Source organism: Stenotrophomonas sp. GZD-301 (genome assembly GCF_049310345.1).
GTDB lineage: Bacteria > Pseudomonadota > Gammaproteobacteria > Xanthomonadales > Xanthomonadaceae > Stenotrophomonas.
The window spans coordinates 1-18,686 of sequence record NZ_JBMOWY010000003.1 but is presented as its reverse complement, the minus strand read 5'-3'; the positions used below and the strand labels follow the sequence as shown (position 1 = coordinate 18,686).

Below are 18,686 nucleotides of genomic sequence, written 5' to 3'. Positions count from 1 at the left end.
TCGGCGGCGCGCTGCTGGGTGGCAGCCGCGCCGCGCCGGTGGAGCTGCCGGCCATCGACGACGACTGCCGCCGGCAGCTCGCCACCGCAGGCACGCTGCCGACACCGGCGTGCCTGCGCCAGGCCTACGCCCGGCCACGCACACAGTGGCCGGCGCCGCAGGTGGATGCCGGCGTGGCCTGGCAGGAACTGGGCCCACTGCCCGCCATCGTGGCGCCGCCGGACAACCCCACCACGCCGGCCAAGGTGGCGCTGGGCAGGCGCCTGTTCGACGACCCAAGGCTGTCGCGCTCCGGGCAGATTGCCTGCGCGAGTTGCCACGAACGCGACCTCGCCTTTGCCGATGGCCGCCGCGTGTCGTTCGGGCACGACCGCCAGCCCGGCCGCCGCAACGCGCCCAGCGTGGCCATGAGCGGCCACCTGCAGCCGCTGTTCTGGGATGGCCGCGCCGCCACGCTGGAAGACCAGGCCCTGCTGCCGATCGCCGACCCCAAGGAGATGGCCTTCAGCGCCGACGCGGCCGCCGCCCGGCTGCGCGACGATCCCGGCTACCGGCGCGCGTTCGCGGCGGTGTTTGGCGACGACCGCATCGATACCCGGCAGCTCGCCCAGGCCATTGCCGCGTTCGAACGCAGCCTGGCACCGACACCCGCGCGCTTCGACCGGTTCGTTTCCGGTCGGCACGACCAGCTCGACGACCAGCAGCTGCAGGGCCTGCATCTGTTCCGCACGCGCGCCCGCTGCATGAACTGCCACAGCGGACCGGCGCTGACCGACAACGGGTTCCACAATCTCGGCCTGCACTTCCACGGCGGCAGGCGCCAGGATCTGGGGCGCTACGAGATCACCGGCGACCCTGCCGACAGTGGCCGCTTCCGCACGCCGTCGCTGCGCGGCGTGGCACGCACCGCGCCTTACATGCACAACGGGGCGATCGCCCGGCTGGATGCCGTGCTGCTGTTCTACAACGTGGGCGGCGGCAGGCCACGCCCGCGCGCGGGCAGCGACGTTCACGGCCCGTTCCCCGCGCCGGACCCACAGCTGCAGCCGCTGCAGCTGCAGCGCGACGAGCTGCAGGCGATCCAGGCCTTCCTGCAGACGCTGTGACGCGGCGATCACACCCGCTTTCGGCCCCAGCGTCGAAGCTGCAGGCTGGCACTGCGGAGTACCCCCATGCATTACGAGCTGTATTACTGGACCGGCATCCAGGGCCGTGGCGAGTTCATCCGGCTGGCGCTGGAAGATGCGGGCGCGGCCTACACCGACATGGCCCGCGTGCACGGCGATGCGGTGATGCAGCCGTTCCTGGACGGCAAGGTGGACGGCCTGCAGCCGTTTGCGCCGCCGTTCGTGCGGACCGGCAAGCAGGTGATCGCGCAGGTGGCGGCGATCCTCGACCTGCTCGCCCCCGAACTCGGGCTGGTGCCCGATGCCGCTTCACGCCGGCAACAGGCACTGCAGCTGCAGGCGACCATCGCCGACCTGGTCGCCGAAGTGCACGACACCCATCACCCGATCGCCGCCTCGCAGTACTACGAAGACCAGACCCGCGAGGCCAAGGCCCGCGCGGACACGATGCGCGCCGAGCGCCTGCCCAAGTTCCTGGGCTATTTCGAGAACGTGCTCAAACACAACGGCGGCCGGCATCCGCTGCGCGAGCATTCCTACGTGGATCTGTCGCTGTTCCAGCTGCTGTCCGGCCTGGACTACATGTTCCCGCGCCGCATGCAGTCGCTGTGGCCGTCGCTGCCGCTGCTGCGTGCCCTGCAGGAACGGGTGGAGCGACGCCCGAACATTGCGGCCTACCTCGCCTCCGGGCGCCGCCTGGCGTTCAACACCAACGGCATCTTCCGCCATTACCCCGAGTTGGATGGCGACTGAAAGGGTGGGTCACGACCGTTGGTCGTGACGCCCCGGATCCTTCTGCAGCGACAACAGCGCCAGCAAGCCCGCCAACGCCACATACGCCCCGGCGAACTGCCAGCTGATGATCTTCGGCAGCCCGGCAAGCTGCCACGGCAGGTAGATGCCGCCGCGCGGGTCCACCGAGTGGATCAGGCCGAACAGGGTCAGCGCCGCCGCCACCAGCAGGAACGCCGACGCGCGCAGCAGTCTGCCGTCGATCATCGCCACCACGGCGGCGATCCACAGCATCGAGGTGATGATGAAGCCGTTGCCCAGGGTGAAGATCACCGCCAGTTCCGGCAGGCCATGCCCGTCCAGCGTGGTGGTCATCGCCGCCAGCTGTTCCGGCGCGATCCAGCCCGGTGCCTTGATCGCCAGCAGGTAGGCCACCGACGGCAGGAAGCCCAGCACCATCGCCCCGGCGTGTTCGCGCGGCGTGGCCTGGAAGGCCTGGGTGGTGATGTCGATGGCCACGTAGACGATGATCGGCGCCAGCACCGCCAGTGGCAGCCACTGCACCAGCCCGGAGATCACCCCGAGCATGCCGCCGACACCCACAAACAGACCGGTCAGCAGGGTGTAGCCGCTGCGCGCGCCCATGTGCTTGTAAGCGGGCTGGCCGATGTACGGCGTGGTCTGCGCCACACCGCCGCAGAAACCGGCCACGAGGGTGGCCACGGCTTCGACCAGCAGGATGTCGCGGGTACGGTAGTCGTCACCGGCCGCGCGCGCGCTCTCGGAGACGTTGATGCCGCCCACCACCATCAGCAGGCCGAACGGCAGCAGCAGCGGCAGGTAGGTCAGTGCGGTGGGCAGGCCATCGATGAAGCCGAGCGTGGGCCACGGCATCACGATCTGCGGCGGGGTCCACTCGGGCACATGGAAGCCCGGCGCGCCCAGCCCGGCCAGACCGAGGCCGTAGTAGAGAATCGTGCCGAACACGAAGGCCACCAGCACGCCCGGCGCGCGGATCGGCAGGCGGCGCTTGGCGATCAGCACGTACAGCAACAAGCCCAGGGTGACGAAGCCGACGATCGGCGAGCGCAGCGTTTCCAGCAACGGCAGGAAGCCCATCAGCACGATCGCGATGCCGGCGATGGACCCCAGCAGCGACGCGCGGGGCAGCGCGCGGGTCACCGCCTCGCCGAAGAACGACAGGATGACCTTGAGCACGCCCATGATCACCAGCGAGGCCATGCCCAGCTGCCAGGTGGCGATCGCCGCGTCGTGCGGCGCCAGGCCCTGCGCCTTGAACGCCAGGAACGCCGGACCGAGCACCAGCAGCGCCATGCCGATGCTGGTCGGCGCATCCAGGCCGAGCGGCATCGCGGTGACGTCGTCGCGCCCGGTGCGTGCCGCCAGCCGCCGCGCCATCCAGGTGTACAGCACGTTGCCGACGAGCACGCCGAAGGCGGTCCCCGGGAACATGCGGCCGAACACCACGTCGGCCGGGAACTGGAAGATGCCGACCAGCGCCATTGCGATGAAACCCAGGATCGACAGATTGTCGACCACCAGGCCGAAGAAACCATTGAGATCGCCGGCGACGAACCAGCGGGTCGGTCCGGAGCGGACCGGAGCGGAAGCGGGCATGTGGGGGCCTGCAGGTGGGGGGTAGCCGATGGTAGGGCTACGCGCCCCCCGTTAACAGGTGCATGGGTGGAACGCCGGGGTGTACGCGTGATCCAGGCGGCGATGGCATCCGTCCGACGGTATCGGGAGCCGGCCAGCGGCCGGCGCTACCTGGGTGCGTCCGACGCTGTTGGCGGCCGACCCGCGCCGTCCCGACCAACGGTCGGGACCCACCCGGCAAGGGCCTGCCCGGTAGGTCACCACCGTTGGTGGTGACGCCCGCCGCGGGCCTCAGGGCTTGTTGAGGAAGTTGTTCGCCAGCAGGTCACGCACATCGCTCACCCGCCCGCTCAGCAGTGCCTTGGCGGCATACAGCGCGGTGCCGGCCACCTGTTTGGCTTCCACCTGCGGCGGCATCACCAGCTCGGTCGGGCTGGTGTGCACGTCCAGCAGCGCCGGACCCGGGTGCGCCAGCACGTCCTGTACCGCCTGCTCCAGGTCCTCCGAGCGGGTCACGGTGCGGCCGTAGAACCCGATCACCTCGGCCAGCCGGCCGAAATCGGGGTTCTTCAGGTCGGTGTAGTTGTCCAGCAGGCCCTCGACCTTCTGCTCCAGCTCGACGAAATTCAGCGAGCTGTTGTTGTAGACCACCACCTTGATCGGCAGGTTTTCCTGCACGGCGGTGAGCAGGTCACCGAGCAGCATCGCGATGCCGCCATCGCCGGACAGCGAGATCACCTGCCGGCCCGGATAGGCCTTCTGCAGGCCCAGTGCCTGCGGCATCGCGTTGGCCATCGTGCCGTGCAGCAGGCTGGTCAGGGTGCGGCGGCGGCCGTTGACGCGGATGTGGCGCAGGATCCACACCATCGGCGAGCCGCCGTCGGCGGTGAACAGCGCATCGTCGCTGGCGTGCCGGTCGATCAACGCCGTGAGGTGCTGCGGATGGATCAGCGTGCCCTCGCCGGGTTCCTCTTCCTTGGCCCGCGTGGCCAGCGCTTTGTCGCGGTGGCCAATGCACTCGTCCAGGAAGCTGCGGTCGTCACGTTCGGGCAGCAGCGGCAACAAGGCCTGCAGGGTGGGACCGATGTCGCCGACCACGCCCACGTCGACCGGATGGCGACGCCCCAGGTGGCTGCCGTCGCGGTCCACCTGGATCAGCGTGGCCTTGTCCGGGTAGTACTGGCCCCACGCGAAGTCCGCGCCGAGCAGCAGCAGCGTGTCGCAGGCCATCAGCGTGTGGTAGCCCGACTCGATGCCGAAGATGCCGGTCATGCCCATGTTGTACGGGTTGTCGTACTCCACGAAGTCCTTGGCGCGCGAGGTGTGCGCGATCGGCGCCTTGAGCCGCTCGCCCAGCGCCACCAGCAGGTCGTGCGCGTGCTCGCAGCCGGCCCCCGCATAGATGCCGATCCGCTTGCCCTCGCCGATCAGTGCGGCGATGCGCTGCAGCTCGTCATCGCCGGGACGCAGCACCGGCTGGGTGTAATGCACCGAGAACGGCGGGTCGTGCTTGACCTCCGCCTCGCTGATGTCGGCCGGCAGGATCACCACCGCCACACCGCGCCGGCTGATCGCCGCCTGGCAGGCCAACGTGACCACCCGTCGCGCCTGCTGCGGGCTGTACACCTGCTCGCAGAACACGCTGCAACTGGCGTACACGGATTTGAAATCGACTTCCTGCGGGAACTCCATGCCCAGCTCGGGGGTGACCACCTGGCTGGCGATCAGCACCATCGGCGCGCGATTGCGGTTGCTCTCGAAGATGCCGTTGATGAAATGCAGCCCGCCCGGCCCGCAGGAGCCGGCACAGGCGGTGAGCCGGCCGCTGATCAGCGACTCGGCACCGGCCGCGAACGCGGCGACCTCTTCATGGCGCATGTGCACCCAGTCGATGTCGCTGCGGTGGATGGCATCGGTGACGTGGTTGAGGGTGTCGCCGACGATGCCGTAACAGTGACGGACACCGGCGGCCTGCAGGGTTTCAACCACGATCTCGGCAACGCGCTTGCTCATGACGGACATCCACTACAAGGGGGAACCATCAGCCTAGACCCCGGCAGGTGACACCCATGTGGGCTTGCGTGCAGTCACGGCATCGCGTTCACCCATCCCAGCACATCGCCCCGGGTCGGGTTGTGGTAGCGCACCTTTACCCAGCCATCGCGCTCGTCCAGCATTTCCACGCGGTCATCCCGGACCAGATAGCGCGTGGTGCGCGCATCCCCCGGCCGGGTATGCAACGGCAGCCGCGCCGGCACCACCGTGCCGCTGAATGGCGACAGGCGGCCGGTGGGCGCCGGCGTCACCAGGCCATCGCCGATCGCCGTCTCCACCACCGCCCCCTGCGCATCGAAGGTGCTCCACACCGCGAACGGGCCGGTGTCCGCGGTCTGCTTGACGAACAGCACCTGCTCGAACGCATCGCTGCCGTGGATGAACCGCAGCGCACGGTACAGGTACAGACGCGGCCCGTCGTAACGGTACTGGTCGACGTACCACACCGGGCCGCTGCGGCAGCTGCTGCTCAACGTGCGGTTCGGCGCATCCACCACCAGCCCCATCAGGCCGCCGCATTGCGCATCGTCATGCGGCGTTGCCTCCAGCGCCTGCATCCGTCCCTGGCGCGGATCGAAGCGGTACACCACCACCGCCTCGTTGACCATGCCGACCGACGCGCGCGCGACCAGTTCCGGCCGGCCGTCGAAATCGACGTCCTCGGCAGACAGGCGCGACTGCCCATCCACGTCGGGCGCACCCGGCAGCCGTTGCCGCGTGCCCGACGGCGCGAGCTCGACCGCGATGTCGCCGCCCTCCTGCACCTGCGCCTGCAGCCACACGCCAGCGGCGACCTCGGCGCGCAGCGTGTCCTGGCCCGTCGCCTGCGCGTGCGCGCCCGGTGCTGCCAACGCCAACATCAGTGCCAGCCGCCGTCCATCCATGTGCTTCATTCCGGTTCCCCGCAGCGCCACGGTGGCGCCCTGGATCAGAACGATACGTCAACCGCCTGCTGGGCCCACAACACCGACTGGTGACCGGTGGCCTGCTTCCACGCCAGACGGATCGCCTCGATGTCGGCACGGCGCTGCGGGGTGTTCTCGTGCAGCACCACCAGCACCTTGGTGCGCAGGCGATTGGGCTCGGCGGCGCCGCGGAACAGCCACTGGCCGTAGGCATCGAACACGGTCAGGCCATCCGGGAAGCGCGGGGTGACCTGCTTGTCCAGGAAGTCGCGCCACTGCGCCTCGCTGATCGCATCGGTCTGTTTGCGCTCGGAGGCGCCGCTTTCCTCGCCCACGCCGAAGTACAGCTCGCTGCGCACCCAGCCGGCGGCGGCATCGGGTCGCGCGGCGTCCCCCTGCAGGGTGGCGGTGGCCGGGGTGGGCGCAGCCGGCTTGGCGGCGGGAGCGGCGGTGGCACAGCCGCTGGCCGCCAGGACCAGGGCGAGCAGAAGGGCATGGGACTTCATTGGGAAAACTCCAGAAAACAGGGCGTGCAGGGGAAGAAGCGTGCAGGACATCCGGTTCCCGCGCAGATCACCGTCGGCAATCAGCTGATGCCCGCATGTGATGGGACTTGCATCACACGGGGTCATCACGCCAAGATAATATATCGCTTCATCCGGATGGATTGGTAGTGCCAGCCCTTGGCCGGCAACGCCAGCCTCCTCTCCTCCCCCCCTCCCCCTCGTCGTCCTGCCGGAGTCCGCATGTCCCGTCCGTCCGCGTCGCGCCTTGGCCTTGCCATCGCGCTCGTCCTCTCCTCCCCCCTGCTCGCCCAGGACGCAACCGCGCAGGACGCGCCCGGCTCCGCCACCACCCTGGACACGGTGATCGTCACCGGCACCCGTGCGGTGGACCGCACGGTGCTGGAGTCCACCTCGCCAGTGGACGTGCTCACCGCCGAGGACATCCGCAAGGCCGGCGTGGTCAACGGCGAACTGGGCAGCGCCCTGCAGGCACTGCTGCCCTCGTTCAACTTCCCGCGCCAGTCCAACTCCGGCGGTGCCGACCATATCCGCGCCGCCCAGCTGCGCGGCCTGTCGCCGGACCAGGTGCTGGTGCTGGTGAACGGCAAGCGCCGCCACAGCAGCGCGCTGGTCAACACCGACAGCAAGATCGGCAAGGGCACCACGCCGGTGGACTTCAATGCCATCCCGGTCAGCGCGATCAAACGCATCGAAGTGCTGCGCGACGGTGCCGGTGCCCTGTACGGCTCGGACGCGGTGGCCGGGGTGATCAACGTGATCCTCGACGACGGCGCCGACGGCGGCACGATCGAAGCCAGTTTCGGTGCCAATCACACCGACCTCAAGCCGATCGACCGCACCCTCACCGACGGCCAGACCAGCTATCTCAGCGCCAAGGTCGGCACCGCGCTGGGCGAGGACGGCGGTTTCCTGCGCGTGGGCCTGGAACTGAAGAACCACGAAGGCACCAACCGCGCCGGCTTCGACCAGATCCCGCCGTGGGACCAGAGCGCCACCAACCTGGCGCTGCAGGGCAAGCGCAACTACGTGCTGGGCGACGGCCACACCAAGGACCTCAACGCCTGGATCAACACCGAGCTGCCGTTCGGGCAGACGTCCAAGTTCTACTTCTTCAGCACCTTCAACCAGCGCGACAGCGAAGGCGCCAACTACTTCCGCTATCCGGACAGCGACGCCAACTGGGCACAGGTGTATCCCAACGGCTATCGCCCGATTTCCGAAGGCGAGAACCGCGACGTGCAGGCCGTGGCCGGTGCACGCGGCCAGTGGGGCGAGTGGAACTACGACGCCAGCCTGGACTACGGCAGCAACAGCTTCACCTACCGCCTGCGCAACTCGCTCAACGCCTCGCTCGGCCCAACCAGCCCCACCCGGTTCAAGACCGGCGACTACCGCAACGAACTGACCGTGGCCAACCTCGACCTGGGGCGGGTGTTCGAGCAGGGTGACAGCATCACCCACAGTCTTGGCCTTGGCGTGGAAGCACGCCGCGACCACTACCAGACCCGCCCCGGCGACCCGAGCAGCTATGCGGCCGGCCCGTACACCGATCGCCCGACCGGCTCGCAGGCCGGCGGCGGCTTGACCCCGCAGGACGCCACGTCGCTGACCCGCGACGTGGCCAGCGCCTATGCCAGCCTGTCCAGCCAGTTCGGCGAGCATTTCTCCAGCGACCTGGCCGCACGCTACGAACACAGCGACGACTACGGCGGCGAGCTCACCGGCAAGCTCGGCCTGCGCTACGAATTCACCCCGGCGTTCGCGTTGCGCGGCGCGGTTTCCAACAACTTCCGTGCGCCGTCGCTCGCGCAGATCGGCTATGAATCCACCTCCACCGGCTACAACGCCGCCGGCCAGCTGGTGCAGGGCCGGGTGCTGTCGGTCAACAACCCGATCGCGCGCGGACTGGGCGCCCGCGATCTGAAGCCGGAGAAGTCGCTCAACACCAGCCTGGGCTTCACCAGCCGCATCGGCGATCACTTCGACGTCTCGCTGGACTTCTTCCAGATCGATATCGACGACCGCATCGCGCTGTCCGAGAGCATCACCGGCGATGCGCTGACCGACTACGTGCAGCAGCAGTTCGGCGTTGCCGGCCTGCAGAGCGCCAGCTTCTTCGTCAACGCTGCCGACACCCGCACCCGCGGCGCGGAACTGGTGAGCAACTGGCGGCAGTCGCTCGGCAATGGCGAGCTGGTGCTGACCGGGACCTACGCCTACACCAAGACGACCCTGAAGAACGTTCTGGCCACGCCCGCCAGCCTGCGCGCGCTGGATCCGGACTACGTTCTGTTCGGCGTGGAAGAGACCAATACGCTGACCGACGCCACCCCGCGCACCCGTGCGGCACTGGCCGCCAGCTGGGCCAACGACCGCTGGTCGCTGAGCAGCCGGGTCAACCGTTACGGCAGCGTCACCCGTGTGTTCAACTTCGGTGATGGCTACATTCCGCGCCAGACCTACGGTGCCGAGTGGCAGCTGGATGCCGAAGTGGAGTTCAAAATCACGCCGCAGTGGAGCGTAGCGGTGGGCGGGCAGAACCTGACCGACAACTACTCCGATCCTTCCAACGACGACATCTACTATTTCGGCAACCTGCCGTATGACGTGCTGTCGCCGATCGGCAGCAATGGCGCGTATTTCTACGGGCGCGTGCGGTATACGTTCTGACCGGAGACCGGATTGCCGGCCAGCGGCCGGCACTACATTGATTGTGGTTGCCGGCCAGCGGCCGGCACTACGGTGATTGTTGTTGCCGGCCAGCGGCCGGCACTACGGTGATTGTTGTTGCCGGCCAGCGGCCGCCACGACGGTGGATGTGATTGCCATTACCTGGCGATCACATCCACGCTGGCATGTTGGCCCGCATGGCCAACGACTTCCCCCAACGTCCGCCGCCGCCACTGCTGGACGATGCCTGTGCGCTGTTCCTGGACGTGGATGGCACCCTCATCGAATTCGCCGATGACCCCGAGGCGGTGCAGCTGCTGCCGGACATCCGCGAGGCCATCGGGCGCATCAGCGACCGCCTTGAAGGCGCGGTCGCGCTGATCAGCGGCCGGCCGCTGGATCAACTCGACCGGCTGTTCGCCCCACTGCACCTGCCGGCGGCAGGCCTGCACGGCCACGAACTGCGCCACGGCGATGGCCGCGTGGACGCCGCCACACCCGGCACCGATACCGGCGAATGGCTGCATGCGCTCCATCAGCAGGCGATGCGCTTTGCCCACGGCACGCCCGGTGTTCTGGTCGAGGACAAGGGCCAGAGCCTCGCACTGCACTGGCGCGGCGCACCGCATGCCGCGCCCGACGTGCGCGCCTTCGCCGAGCGCCACATCCGCGGCCACGCCGGCTACCGGCTGCAGCCGGGCGACCACGTCGTTGAATTCGTTCCCGAAGGCAGCGACAAGGGCCGCGCCCTGCGCCGGCTGATGCTGGCACCGCCGTTCCGCGACCGGCTGCCGGTGTTCCTCGGTGACGACCTCACCGACGAGTACGGCTTTGGTGCCGCCAACGACCTGCACGGCTGGAGCGTGCTGGTTGGTGGACGCGAGCCCAGCGCGGCGGTGTTCGCGCTGCCGCATATCCGCGCCGTGCATGCCTGGTTGCGCGAGAACGCGTACTGAGCATCGCGGCTGCCCCCGGCGCCCTGCGCCGGCCCGACCCGAGACGTTGATGACATGAGTAGTGACACCGTGCCCACCCTGGACCTGGGCGTTGTTGGCAATGGCAGCTTCGGCGCATTGATCGACAAGCACGCCCGCGTGGTCTGGAGCTGCCTCCCCACCTTCGATGGCGACCCGACGTTCTGCGCCCTGCTCGAACCGAACCAGCAGACCGGCGGCGACTTCGCCATCGAACTGGAAGACCTGGTCGGCAGCGAACAGACCTACCTGACCAACACCGCCATCCTGCGCACCGTGCTGCACGACAAGCACGGTGGCGCGCTGGAGATCATCGACTTCGCGCCGCGCTGGCGCCAGAACGACCGCTTCTACCGGCCGGTCAGCCTGATCCGCCAGGTGCGCCCGCTGGCCGGCAACCCGCGCATCATCGTGCGCGCGCGCCCGCTGGCCGACTGGGGCGCCCGCGTCCCCGACGCCACCTGGGGCAGCAACCACATCCGCTGGATCCTGCCCGACCACATTCTTCGGCTCACCACCGATGTACCGGTGCGCTTCGTGCGCGACGGCCTGCCGTTCACGCTCAACCACCCGGTGCACCTGGTGCTGGGCGTGGACGAATCGCTGGACCGCTCGCTCAGCGGCTATGTGCAGGACGCCTTCCAGCGTACCCGCGACTACTGGCGCGAATGGGTGCGCTACCTGTCCATTCCGCTGGAGTGGCAGGACGCGGTGATCCGCAGCGCGATCACGCTCAAGCTGTGCCAGTACGAGGACAGTGGCGCGATCATCGCGGCAATGACCACCTCCATTCCGGAGGCACCGGGCAGCATCCGCAACTGGGACTACCGGTACTGCTGGCTGCGCGACGCCGCCTTCGTGGTGCGTGCGCTCAACCGCCTCGGCGCCACCCGGACGATGGAGCAGTTCCTCGGCTACATCTTCAACCTCGCCACCGCCGACGGCAGCCTGCAACCGCTGTACGGCATCGGTTTCGAGGCCAAACTGGACGAAGACGAAGTGCCCTCGCTCTCCGGCTACCGCGGCATGGGCCCGGTGCGGCGCGGCAATCTGGCCTGGGTGCAGCGCCAGCACGATGTGTACGGCAGCGTGGTGCTGGCCTCCACCCAGCTGTTCTTCGACCGCCGCCTGCAGGACCCGGGCGACGCACACACCTTCGCGCGCCTGGAACCGCTCGGCGAACAGGCCTTCGCGCTGCACGATGTTCCCGATGCCGGGCTGTGGGAGTTCCGCGGCCGCACCGAAGTCCACACCTATACCAGTGCGATGTGCTGGGCCGCGTGCGACCGGCTGTGCAAGATCGCCGTGCGGCTGAAGCTGGATGATCGCGCGGCGTACTGGCGCGACCGTGCCGACACCATCCACGCGCGCATCCTGGCCGAGGCCTGGAGCGAGGAGCGGGGCCACTTCACCGACACCTACGGCGGCCACCGCCTGGACGCCTCGCTGCTGCTGCTGGCCGACATCGGCTTCATCGATGCGCATGACGCACGCTTCGTGGCCACGGTCGAAGCGATCGGCCGCGATCTCAAGCACGGCGACGCGCTGTACCGCTACGTGGCGCCGGACGACTTCGGCGAGCCGGAAACCAGCTTCACCATCTGCACGTTCTGGTACATCGACGCGCTGGCCGCGATCGGCCGCATGGACGAAGCGCGCGACATGTTCGAGATGCTGCTGGCCCGGCGCAACCACCTCGGCCTGCTGTCCGAGGACCTTGCGTTCGACAGCGGCGAAGCGTGGGGCAACTTCCCACAGACGTACTCGCATGTGGGGCTGGTGACGGCGGCGATGCGCCTGTCGCGCAGCTGGCAGGAGGCGTCATGAGCCGGCTGGTGGTGGTGTCCAACCGGGTCGCGGTGCCCGGCGAAACCCGCGCCGGCGGCCTGGCCGTGGGCCTGCTGGCCGCGCTCAAGGAACGCGGGGGCGTCTGGTTCGGCTGGAGCGGCAAAGCGGTGCGCGACACCAGCGGCGCCCTCCACGAACAGGTGGACGGCGACATCCGCTACGTCACGATGGACCTCAACAAGCGCGATGTGGACGGCTACTACAACGGCTTCGCCAACCGCACGCTGTGGCCGCTGCTGCACTTCCGCCTGGACCTGGTGGACTACGACCGCGCCACCCGCGAAACCTACCGGCGGGTCAACGCGCTGTTCGCCGACAAGCTGGCGCCGCTGCTGCGCGACGACGACATCGTGTGGATCCACGACTACCACCTGATCCCGTTGGCGTCGCTGCTGCGCGAGCGCGGCATCGGCTGCCGCATCGGCTTCTTCCTGCACGTGCCGATGCCCTCGGCCGACCTGCTGCAGGCCATGCCGGATCACCTGCGCCTGTTCTCGAGCCTGTATGCCTACGATCTGGTGGGCTTCCAGACCCAGCGCGACGCCGACCGCTTCCAGTCCTACGTGCGCCTGTTCGGCGGCGGGCGCGTGGTGGGCGATGGCGAACTGGAAGCCCCCGGCGGGCGGCGCTTCCGCGCGGCAGCGTTCCCGATCGGCATAGATACCGACCACATCGCACGCCAGGCCAGGGCCGGCGCCAACAAGCCGGCGGTGCGCGATCTGCGCAACAGCCTGGGCGACCGCCAGCTGGCCATTGGCGTGGACCGGCTGGACTACTCCAAGGGCCTGCCCGAGCGCTTCCTCGGCTTCGAGCGCTACCTCGAACGCCACCCCGACCAGCGCGGCAGCCTGACCTACCTGCAGATCGCACCGGTCTCGCGCGGCGACGTCAACGAGTACCGGCAGCTGCGCGGCCAGCTCGAACAGATCGCCGGCCACATCAACGGCGGCCACGCGGCGCCGGACTGGACGCCGCTGCGCTACGTCAACCAGAACTTCACCCACGCTACCCTGACCGGCTTCTACCGGGCGGCCGCCGTGGGTCTGGTCACCCCGCTACGCGACGGCATGAACCTGGTGGCCAAGGAGTACGTGGCCTCGCAGGACCCGGAGAATCCCGGCGTACTGGTGCTGTCACTGCTGGCCGGCGCGGCCGACGAGCTGAAGCAGGCGCTGCTGGTCAATCCACACGATCTCGATGGCGTGGCAGATGCCATCGCCACGGCCGCCACCATGCCGCTGCGCAAACGCGTGGAGCGTTGGCAGGCGATGATGGATCACCTGCGCACCTACGACATCAATCACTGGCGGCAGACCTATCTGGAGACGCTGGAAAGCACCTGACGCGCGGCGCCCGGCATGCGCAGCGCCGTCGTTTTCGGCTCATTTTCAGCCTTGCAGCGGCCCGCATCCGCGCGCGTGACGTGGCGGCGTGTGCCAGTGTCGTCTTCGGCACGCAGCGGCGGACGGACCGTGCTGGCCCAAGCCGGTGAAGCGATAGACGGCACATATGGATCTGTGCAAACGCAACTTTCCGCAGCCGTTTCTTGCGAATTCTCATTCGCCATTGACAGCGACTGACGACATTGACGCCCCCAGAGCCCACCGACAAGGCGTGGGCCAGGCACGTGCGCCGTGATGCGCACGGTCTTTTCAACTGGGGATTTGAAAACATGTCATCGCTTGACCGCTTGATCGAAGATGCCGCCTCCCGGCTTGGCCTGGGCTACCGCGCACGCAGCGTGGTAACGGTGTTGACCGCCTACATCGCCACCCGCGAAGACGGGCTGGCTGGGCTGGGCGACCAGTTCGAACGCGCCGGGGTGGGCGCCCTGTTCCACGGCTGGTGCCGCGGCGACGAGCAGCCGATCGTGGCCAGCGAGGTCGAGCGCGCCATCGGCCGCGAGGACCTGGCACGCCTGGCACGCCGCGCCGGCTTTCCACCCGGCATCTTCGCCGTCATCGTCGCCGAGCTGCTGCCGCCGCTGGTTGACCTGCTGACCACCACCGAGGGCACGCCGCCGGCGATGCGCACCCGCCGCCTTGCGCCCCATGCCGGCAGCGCGGCGGGCCAGGCCGTGCGCGGGGTGGCCGTGCGCAGCACCCTGGCCTGTCTGATCGGTGTGTCCCTGATCGTGGCCACCAGCTGGCTGTACCTGGTCACCCGCGCGACGCCGCAGGACACGGCCGCCACGCGGGCGGCCCCGGTGGCGGACGCGCGGTTGTCACTGGTGGTCGACGGCGACCACGTGCGGGTGGACGGCCGGCTGCCACGCGCCGCCGACCAGCGCCGGATATGGAATGCGCTGGTACGCGTGTACGGCGCGGGCAACGTTCGGGGCCAGTTGCAGGTGGATGGCGGAACACGTCCACCGCGCTGGGAAGACCGGCTGGTCGCCCATCTGCCCGCCCTGCTCGCCCCCGGCCTGCGGATCGATCTGGAGGGCGAGCGCATCCGCGTGGACAGCCGTGCGCTGACCGAGCAGGACCGGCTGGGTGTCACCCGGGTGCTGCGCGATCACTTCGGTGCGTTCGACGTGCGCGGACTCTGGACGCCGGGCATCGCCGCCCTGCACGCGCTGCCGCCCGACGCCACGCCCGACGCGGTGGTGGGCGCGCTCAACCAGACCGTGGTCAAGTTCCAGGCCGACGCGACGGCACTCACCGGCGACTCGCTCGATACCCTGCACGCCACCGCCGCGGCAATGCGCCAGATGCCCGCCGGCACCCGGGTGGAGGTTGGTGTGCATACCGACGGCCACGGCGATGCCGCCGCCAAGCGCGCACTGAGCCAGCAGCGCGCCGAGTCGCTGGTGCTTGCACTGCACCTGCTGGATGTGCCGGTGGGCATGCTGGACGCAACCGGGCACGGTGCCGACGACCCGATCGCCGACAACCGCAGCGAGGCCGGCCGCGCGCAGAACCGCCGGGTGGTCTACCGGCTGCTGCGCTGAGCGGCCGGCGCGGCGCTCACGCCAGGAAGCGCCGCGCCTGCTCCGCGCTCGGCAGGAAGCAGCTGTCGTGGCGGCCGAACCAGCGGTAGCGGTTGCGTGCCAGCGCCCGGTAGGCGCGATCACGCAGCGGGCGCGGCACCGCGCGCAGCACGGCCGCCAGCCGCCACGGCCCCCCCAGCCCGACCAGGACCCGCACGATGGCATCGGTATCGGTCCAGGCGCGGCCGTCCTCCAGCAGCAGAAACGACAGCGGGTCGTCGGGGTCCAGCCCATGCTCCCGCAGCAGGGCGCGCCCGTGCGTGCCCTGCATCGCGGCAAAGCAGTAGCGCTGCTGCCGGTCGAAACGCAGCAGGAAGCGCACCCAGCGGCTGCACAGTGCGCAGACGCCGTCGAAGACGATTACCCCCGCCATACCAGCGTGGCCATGCGGCCGGTGCGGCGATCGCGGCGGTGCGAGAAGTAGCGGTCCGGCGCAGCCAGGGTGCACTGGGTACCGCCGCTGATCGAGGCCGGGTCCAACCCGGCGGCGAGCAGGCGTTGCCGGGCCAGCGCGTACAGGTCCACCCGCCAGTGGCCGGGACGGGTCGGCTGGAAGGCGCTCGTCGCCTCGGCCGCGTGCGCCACGAAGGCGGCGAACACGTCTTCCCCCACCTCGTACAGGTCCGGGCCGGCGGCCGGCCCAAGCCATGCCTGCAGCTGTGACGGTGGGGTGCGCATGGCGGCCACCGTGGCTTCGAGCATGCCATCGGCCAGACCACGCCAGCCCGCATGCGCGGCGCCGATCTCGCTGCCGTCGCGCGCGGCGAACACCACCGGCAGGCAATCGGCGGTGAGGATGGCCAGGACCACGCCCACGGCCGACGTCACCGCCGCATCGGCGGTGGGTTCGGTGTCGATGCCGCTGGCGGTCGGCGGCGCGTCGAAACGCAGCACCCCGGTGCCATGCACCTGGCGCAGCCAATGCGGGGCCGAAGGCAATGCCAGACCGGCCTGGAGCAGGTCGCGGTTGCGCTGCACCTGCGCCGGGTCGTCGCCGTCGGCGGCGTACCGGTTGCCCATGTTGAACTGGTCGAACGGCGCCACCGACCCGCCTGCGCCGTAGCGCAGGGTGGTCAGGGCCTGCACGCCGGGCGGCGCGCGCCACTCGGCCCGCAGCACCGGAAGCGTGGCATCCATCAGCGGCGCCCGCGCTCCAGTTCAGCGAAGTGCCTGCTGTCTTCGCGCAGGGCGTGCATCAGCGCCAGCATGTCCGCCGGCGGCGGCGCGCTGTTGCGGATCGGCTCGCCGGTGACCGGGTGGGTGAACTCCAGCGTTTCGGCGTGCAGCGCCTGGCGCTTGAAGCCGCGCAGCGCGGCGACCAGCTCATCGCTGGCGCCCTTTGGCAGCTTCAGCGCGCCGCCGTACAGCTGATCGCCGATGATCGGATGGCGCAGGTGCGCCATGTGCACGCGGATCTGGTGGGTGCGGCCGGTTTCCAGGCGGCATTCCAGCGCGGTGTGCGCGCGGAAGCGCTCACGCAGGCGGTAATGGGTGATCGCGTCCTTGCCGTCCTCGCGCACGGCCATGCGCACGCGGTCGCGCGGATGGCGGTCAATTGCCGCGGTCGCGGTGCCACCGGAGACCAGCGCGCCCACCACCACCGCCAGGTACTGGCGATGCACCTCGCGCGCGGACAGCTGCGCCACCAGCGCGGTCTGCGCCTCCAGGGTGCGCGCGATGACCATCACGCCACTGGTGTCCTTGTCCAGCCGGTGCACGATGCCCGCACGCGGCAGGACCGCCAGCGACGGGTCGCGGAACAGCAGGGCATTGACCAGCGTGCCGGTGGGGTTGCCCGCGCCGGGATGGACCACCAGCCCGACCGGCTTGTTGATCACAAAGACATGCGCGTCCTCGTACAGGACCTCCAGCGGGATGTCCTCCGGCTCGGCGTGGGTCTGGGTGTCGAGCACGACAAGCAGGCTGGCGACCTCGCCGCCGCGCACCGGATCGCGCGGGCGGGCGGGCTCGCCATCCAGCAGCAGATCGCCGGATTTGATCCACTCGGTCAGGCGCGAGCGGGAATATTCAGGGAAAAGTTCGGCAACCACCGCATCGAAGCGGCGGCCGGCGGCGGTATCGGGCACGATGGCCTGACGGGGGTTTTCAGCTGGGGTATCGGACATGGGAACCACGCGGGGAGACAATTTTGGGGTCCCGGCGACCACTTTCAGTCGCAGGACAGGCCACTAGGCTATCATCGACCCTTCGTATTCCAGCCGCGTCCCGCCCTGACCCCATGATCCGACGCTCCGTTCTGCTGTCCGCGCCCGTCCGCCTCGCCGCCCTGATGCTGGTGCTGCTCTTCGTCGCCACCGGCTGCCACCGCGGTACCAAGGGCAAGAATCCGGATGAAGGTCTGCCGGCCGAGCAGCTCTATGAGAAGAGCCACAAATTGATGGAGGGGGGCAACTGGAGCGGTGCCGAGGCCAGCTTCCGCCGCCTGGTGGCCCAATACCCGTATGGCCCGTACACCGAGCAGGCGATGATCGAATCGGCCTATGCCCAGTACAAGGCCGGCAAGCACGATGACGCGGTGTCCAGCATCGACCGCTTCATCCGCACCTACCCGACCCACCGCAACATCGCCTACCTGTACTACCTGCGCGGCCTGGCCAACGGCAACCGCGACACGGTGTTCCTGCGCCGGGTGTGGTCCCTGGACCCGAGCCGCCGCGACCTGTCCGCCCCGCGCCAGGCCTACGCCGACTTCACCATCGTGACCGAGCGCTACCCCAACAGCCGTTATGCCGCCGACGCCCGTCAGCGCATGATCGTGCTGCGCGACGTGTTCGCCCAGCATGAGCTGGACAACGCCCTGTACTACCTGCGCCGCCAGGCCTGGGTGTCGGCCGCCGGCCGTGCCAACTACCTGCTGGAAACCTACCCGCAGAGCGCCTTCCAGTACGACGCCGTGGCCACCCTGGCCGAGGCCTACACGCACCTGGACAACAAGCCGCTGGCCGACGACGCCCGCCGCGTGCTCGAGCTGAACCAGCCCGACCACCCGTGGCTGCAGGGCAAGTGGCCGAAGTACCCGTGGATGGTGCGCAAGCTGAACCCGTTCGCCGGCGAGAAATCGGCCAGCACCGGTCAGCGCAACGCCACGATCAACCGCAAGTAATCCCTGCGGTGACGAAAAAAAGGGCCCGGTTCGGGCCCTTTTTTTTTTTTTTTTTTTCCCCCCCCCCCCCCACCCCCAACAAGACGCAACCACACAAATGGCGAAAGCAAGTAAG

Annotated in this window: 15 protein-coding genes; 8 read left to right on the top strand and 7 right to left on the bottom strand. The window is 69.2% G+C overall.

The features are described from left to right. Both ACO6VK_RS00865 and ACO6VK_RS00860 read left to right on the top strand, forming a co-directional pair. Window positions 1-1,106, top strand: a 1,106-nt coding sequence (locus ACO6VK_RS00865) for a cytochrome-c peroxidase (RefSeq protein ID WP_422505014.1), incomplete at its 5' end; no start/stop codon positions are given. A gap of 66 nt (window positions 1,107-1,172) precedes the next feature. Then, window positions 1,173-1,880 (top strand): glutathione S-transferase, encoded by a 708-nt coding sequence (locus ACO6VK_RS00860; protein ID WP_422505013.1) that lies wholly within the window; start codon window positions 1,173-1,175, stop codon window positions 1,878-1,880. Between the two features lie 9 nt (window positions 1,881-1,889). Here the strand turns inward: ACO6VK_RS00860 and ACO6VK_RS00855 are convergent, their stop codons facing one another. The 4 genes from ACO6VK_RS00855 to ACO6VK_RS00840 form a co-directional block, all read right to left on the bottom strand. Beyond that, window positions 1,890-3,497 carry a hypothetical protein gene (locus ACO6VK_RS00855; protein ID WP_422505012.1) on the bottom strand — a complete coding sequence of 536 codons (1,608 nt, stop codon included), beginning with the start codon at window positions 3,495-3,497 and terminating at the stop codon, window positions 1,890-1,892. A gap of 270 nt (window positions 3,498-3,767) precedes the next feature. Further along, on the bottom strand, window positions 3,768-5,489 hold the full coding sequence (locus ACO6VK_RS00850; protein WP_166473372.1) for a thiamine pyrophosphate-dependent enzyme: 1,722 nt from the start codon (window positions 5,487-5,489) through the stop codon (window positions 3,768-3,770). Window positions 5,490-5,563: 74 nt separating this feature from the next. Continuing rightward, on the bottom strand, window positions 5,564-6,424 hold the full coding sequence (locus ACO6VK_RS00845) for an SH3 domain-containing protein (RefSeq protein WP_422505011.1): 861 nt from the start codon (window positions 6,422-6,424) through the stop codon (window positions 5,564-5,566). A gap of 35 nt (window positions 6,425-6,459) precedes the next feature. Continuing rightward, window positions 6,460-6,942, bottom strand: a complete 483-nt coding sequence (locus ACO6VK_RS00840) for a DUF3574 domain-containing protein (RefSeq protein ID WP_422505010.1) — start codon at window positions 6,940-6,942, stop codon at window positions 6,460-6,462. A 240-nt stretch (window positions 6,943-7,182) separates the two neighbouring features. Between ACO6VK_RS00840 and ACO6VK_RS00835 the strand changes: the two genes are divergently transcribed. The 5 genes from ACO6VK_RS00835 to ACO6VK_RS00815 all read left to right on the top strand — a co-directional run bounded on the left by ACO6VK_RS00835 (window position 7,183) and on the right by ACO6VK_RS00815 (window position 15,408). Beyond that, window positions 7,183-9,633, top strand: coding sequence for a TonB-dependent receptor plug domain-containing protein (locus tag ACO6VK_RS00835; protein WP_422505009.1), 2,451 nt, complete (start codon window positions 7,183-7,185; stop codon window positions 9,631-9,633). 197 nt (window positions 9,634-9,830) lie between these two features. After that, window positions 9,831-10,589 (top strand): trehalose-phosphatase, encoded by a 759-nt coding sequence (otsB, locus tag ACO6VK_RS00830; protein WP_422505015.1) that lies wholly within the window; start codon window positions 9,831-9,833, stop codon window positions 10,587-10,589. A gap of 54 nt (window positions 10,590-10,643) precedes the next feature. Beyond that, window positions 10,644-12,434: a glycoside hydrolase family 15 protein gene (locus ACO6VK_RS00825; protein ID WP_422505008.1), complete on the top strand. Its 1,791-nt coding sequence runs from the start codon at window positions 10,644-10,646 to the stop codon at window positions 12,432-12,434. Then, complete coding sequence (gene otsA, locus ACO6VK_RS00820) at window positions 12,431-13,798, top strand: alpha,alpha-trehalose-phosphate synthase (UDP-forming) (RefSeq protein WP_422505007.1); 1,368 nt, start codon at window positions 12,431-12,433, stop codon at window positions 13,796-13,798. The genes ACO6VK_RS00825 and otsA overlap by 4 nt, the downstream gene beginning before the upstream one ends. A 329-nt stretch (window positions 13,799-14,127) precedes the next feature. After that, window positions 14,128-15,408 carry an OmpA family protein gene (locus ACO6VK_RS00815; RefSeq protein WP_422505006.1) on the top strand — a complete coding sequence of 427 codons (1,281 nt, stop codon included), beginning with the start codon at window positions 14,128-14,130 and terminating at the stop codon, window positions 15,406-15,408. A gap of 16 nt (window positions 15,409-15,424) precedes the next feature. Here ACO6VK_RS00815 and ACO6VK_RS00810 read toward each other — a convergent pair whose 3' ends face one another. The 3 genes from ACO6VK_RS00810 to rluD are packed head-to-tail and all read right to left on the bottom strand — an operon-like array spanning window position 15,425 to window position 17,573. Further along, a complete protein-coding gene (locus ACO6VK_RS00810; protein ID WP_422505005.1) occupies window positions 15,425-15,820 on the bottom strand; it encodes a thiol-disulfide oxidoreductase DCC family protein in 396 nt (131 codons plus the stop codon). Next, window positions 15,808-16,584 carry a peptidoglycan editing factor PgeF gene (pgeF, locus tag ACO6VK_RS00805; RefSeq protein WP_422505004.1) on the bottom strand — a complete coding sequence of 259 codons (777 nt, stop codon included), beginning with the start codon at window positions 16,582-16,584 and terminating at the stop codon, window positions 15,808-15,810. Before pgeF ends, ACO6VK_RS00810 begins: the two co-directional genes overlap by 13 nt. After that, window positions 16,584-17,573 carry a 23S rRNA pseudouridine(1911/1915/1917) synthase RluD gene (gene rluD, locus ACO6VK_RS00800; RefSeq protein WP_422505003.1) on the bottom strand — a complete coding sequence of 330 codons (990 nt, stop codon included), beginning with the start codon at window positions 17,571-17,573 and terminating at the stop codon, window positions 16,584-16,586. The genes pgeF and rluD overlap by 1 nt, the downstream gene beginning before the upstream one ends. Window positions 17,574-17,686: 113 nt before the next feature. On the opposite strand from rluD, the gene ACO6VK_RS00795 reads away from it, so the two are divergent. Further along, entirely contained in the window at window positions 17,687-18,571 is an 885-nt protein-coding gene (locus ACO6VK_RS00795) for an outer membrane protein assembly factor BamD (protein ID WP_422505002.1), read from the top strand. Window positions 18,572-18,686: the final 115 nt, after the last annotated feature.

Excerpts from the sequence above, each read along its gene's own strand:
- ACO6VK_RS00825 (WP_422505008.1), top strand. The coding sequence starts at position 10,644 with ATGAGTAGTGACACCGTGCCCACCCTGGACCTGGGCGTTGTTGGCAAT.
- otsB (WP_422505015.1), top strand. The coding sequence starts at position 9,831 with ATGGCCAACGACTTCCCCCAACGTCCGCCGCCGCCACTGCTGGACGAT.
- ACO6VK_RS00835 (WP_422505009.1), top strand. The coding sequence starts at position 7,183 with ATGTCCCGTCCGTCCGCGTCGCGCCTTGGCCTTGCCATCGCGCTCGTC.
- ACO6VK_RS00855 (WP_422505012.1), bottom strand. The coding sequence starts at position 3,497 with ATGCCCGCTTCCGCTCCGGTCCGCTCCGGACCGACCCGCTGGTTCGTC.
- ACO6VK_RS00850 (WP_166473372.1), bottom strand. The coding sequence starts at position 5,489 with ATGAGCAAGCGCGTTGCCGAGATCGTGGTTGAAACCCTGCAGGCCGCC.
- otsA (WP_422505007.1), top strand. The coding sequence starts at position 12,431 with ATGAGCCGGCTGGTGGTGGTGTCCAACCGGGTCGCGGTGCCCGGCGAA.
- pgeF (WP_422505004.1), bottom strand. The coding sequence starts at position 16,584 with ATGGATGCCACGCTTCCGGTGCTGCGGGCCGAGTGGCGCGCGCCGCCC.
- rluD (WP_422505003.1), bottom strand. The coding sequence starts at position 17,573 with ATGTCCGATACCCCAGCTGAAAACCCCCGTCAGGCCATCGTGCCCGAT.
- ACO6VK_RS00815 (WP_422505006.1), top strand. The coding sequence starts at position 14,128 with ATGTCATCGCTTGACCGCTTGATCGAAGATGCCGCCTCCCGGCTTGGC.
- ACO6VK_RS00795 (WP_422505002.1), top strand. The coding sequence starts at position 17,687 with ATGATCCGACGCTCCGTTCTGCTGTCCGCGCCCGTCCGCCTCGCCGCC.
- ACO6VK_RS00840 (WP_422505010.1), bottom strand. The coding sequence starts at position 6,942 with ATGAAGTCCCATGCCCTTCTGCTCGCCCTGGTCCTGGCGGCCAGCGGC.
- ACO6VK_RS00860 (WP_422505013.1), top strand. The coding sequence starts at position 1,173 with ATGCATTACGAGCTGTATTACTGGACCGGCATCCAGGGCCGTGGCGAG.
- ACO6VK_RS00810 (WP_422505005.1), bottom strand. The coding sequence starts at position 15,820 with ATGGCGGGGGTAATCGTCTTCGACGGCGTCTGCGCACTGTGCAGCCGC.
- ACO6VK_RS00845 (WP_422505011.1), bottom strand. The coding sequence starts at position 6,424 with ATGAAGCACATGGATGGACGGCGGCTGGCACTGATGTTGGCGTTGGCA.